This is a genomic window from Mycobacterium sp. 852002-51163_SCH5372311 (genome assembly GCF_001667115.1).
Taxonomy (GTDB): domain Bacteria; phylum Actinomycetota; class Actinomycetes; order Mycobacteriales; family Mycobacteriaceae; genus Mycobacterium.
Genome location: NZ_LZIJ01000134.1, coordinates 1 through 1,794, shown reverse-complemented (window position 1 = coordinate 1,794; position 1,794 = coordinate 1). Strand labels below are relative to the sequence as shown.

2 protein-coding genes and 1 tRNA gene are annotated in these 1,794 nt (G+C 64.9%); all 3 read left to right on the top strand.

Features of this window, described 5'->3' with window-relative positions; genetic code table 11:
* A partial coding sequence (locus A5791_RS16425; protein WP_231995926.1) for a metallopeptidase TldD-related protein occupies positions 1 to 691 on the top strand: 691 nt, incomplete at its 5' end.
* A gap of 40 nt (positions 692 to 731) precedes the next feature.
* Positions 732 to 1,580 carry a carboxymuconolactone decarboxylase family protein gene (locus A5791_RS16420; RefSeq protein ID WP_067238951.1) on the top strand — a complete coding sequence of 283 codons (849 nt, stop codon included), beginning with the start codon at positions 732 to 734 and terminating at the stop codon, positions 1,578 to 1,580.
* A gap of 54 nt (positions 1,581 to 1,634) precedes the next feature.
* Positions 1,635 to 1,708 (top strand) — tRNA-Ile (locus A5791_RS16415).
* Positions 1,709 to 1,794: the final 86 nt, after the last annotated feature.

The following is a 1,794-nucleotide window of genomic DNA, read 5'->3' as shown; positions in this document are numbered from 1 at the left end:
ACCGTCCACGGTGGCCGACATGATGATCCACCTGGCATGGAGGATGTCCGGGCGGGGCGCGCAGGAGGGCCGGACGGCATTCTCGGCGCCCGGCGGTGGGACGCGGGTGGGGGAGCGGCTGACCGATTTGCCGCTGACGTTGTTCTCCGATCCGTCCGCGCCCGGCCTGGCGTGCACGCCGTTTGTCGCGGTGAGCAATTCTTCGGAGACGGTGTCGGTGTTCGACAACGGAATGGAAATCAACCAGGTGGACTGGATCCGCAACGGGGTGATCAACGCGCTGGCCTATCCGCGGGCCACCGCCGCCAAATACGACGAGCCCGTGGCGGTGGCGGCCGACAACATCGTGATGACCGGCGGCTCTGCCGATTTGGCGGACATGATCGCTTCGACCGAACGCGGTCTGCTGCTGACTACCCTGTGGTACATCCGCGAGGTCGATCCCGCCACGCTGCTGCTGACGGGGCTGACCCGGGACGGCGTTTACCTCGTCGAAGACGGCGAGGTGACGGCGGCGGTCAACAATTTCCGGTTCAACGAAAGCCCGCTGGATCTCTTGAGGCGGGCCACCGAAGCCGGTGCCAGCGAGAAGACCCTGCCCCGGGAGTGGGGGGATTGGGTGACCCGCGCGGCGATGCCGTCGTTGCGGATACCGGACTTCCACATGTCTTCGGTGAGCCAGGCGCAGTAGCGGATTGCTGTCGGGTGTCGCGCGCTCTACCGTAGGATCGATGGTGGCTCCGGTTTCCGTTGACAAAGATCAGCTCGCGCGGCTGGTGGCGTTGTCGTCTGGTCGCCTTACCGCCCTAGTGCGACGGGTGTGTGCGCAGGCGCTGTCGCTGCCGCCGTTGCCCGCCGATGTCGAGGTTGACGGACCGGTGTCGGAGGCCGAGACCACGGTTGCCGAGTTTGCCGAGCAGTTCAGTGTGGACGTCTCGGTGATCACTGACGAACAGCGGTCGCGGCTGTGGAAAGTGCTGGGGGACAGTACTTTCGGTGCTGTCGTTGTAATGTATATCGCTGACTTTGTGCCCCGGGTGCGGGCCGGGCTGGAAGCGCTGGGTATCGGTTCGGAGTATCTCGGCTGGGTGAACGGACCGATCTCGTGGGAGCACGCCGATCCGTCCGATGCGGTGTTCAACGAGTTTTTGCCCGCGGTGGCCCGAATGCGTTCTTTGGATCCGGTGACCTCCGAGCTGGTCCGGCTGCGCGGCGCAGCCCAGCACAACTGCCGGCTGTGCAAGTCGCTGCGCGAGCGCACCGCACTCGATGCCGGGGGATCAGAGACGTTGTACGACGACCTCGAGCGCTTCGAGACCTCGGCGTTGCTTGACGACCGCGCAAAAGCAGCGCTGCGGTATACGGATGCGTTAATTTGGAGTCCGGCGCACCTCGTCGCCGACGACGTCGCCGAGGTGCGTTCCCGGTTCTCCGAGGCAGAGGCCGTCGAGCTGACGTTCGACATCATGCGCAATGCCAGCAACAAGGTGGCGGTGGCGTTGGGTGCCGACGCTCCGCGGGTCGAGCACGGCACCGAGCGTTACCTGATCCGCGCCAATGGTGAGACGGTGTTCGGCTGACGGTGCTTGTTTCGGTTGCGGCCCGGCATGCGACCATGGTGGCCGCGTCACACGGGGGCGGTAGCTCAGTTGGTTAGAGCCGCGGACTCATAATCCGTTGGTCGCGGGTTCGAGCCCCGCCCGCCCCACAACCTGTTTGTATGACCTCGGCTGATGCTTGACATTTCAGCTTCGGGTGATGCCTGACAGTGTTTCGGCTGATGCTTGACAGCTG

What these genes read in the sequence shown, in the direction of transcription:
- A5791_RS16420 (WP_067238951.1), top strand. Translation starts at nt 732, where the DNA reads ATGGTGGCTCCGGTTTCCGTTGACAAAGATCAGCTCGCGCGGCTGGTG.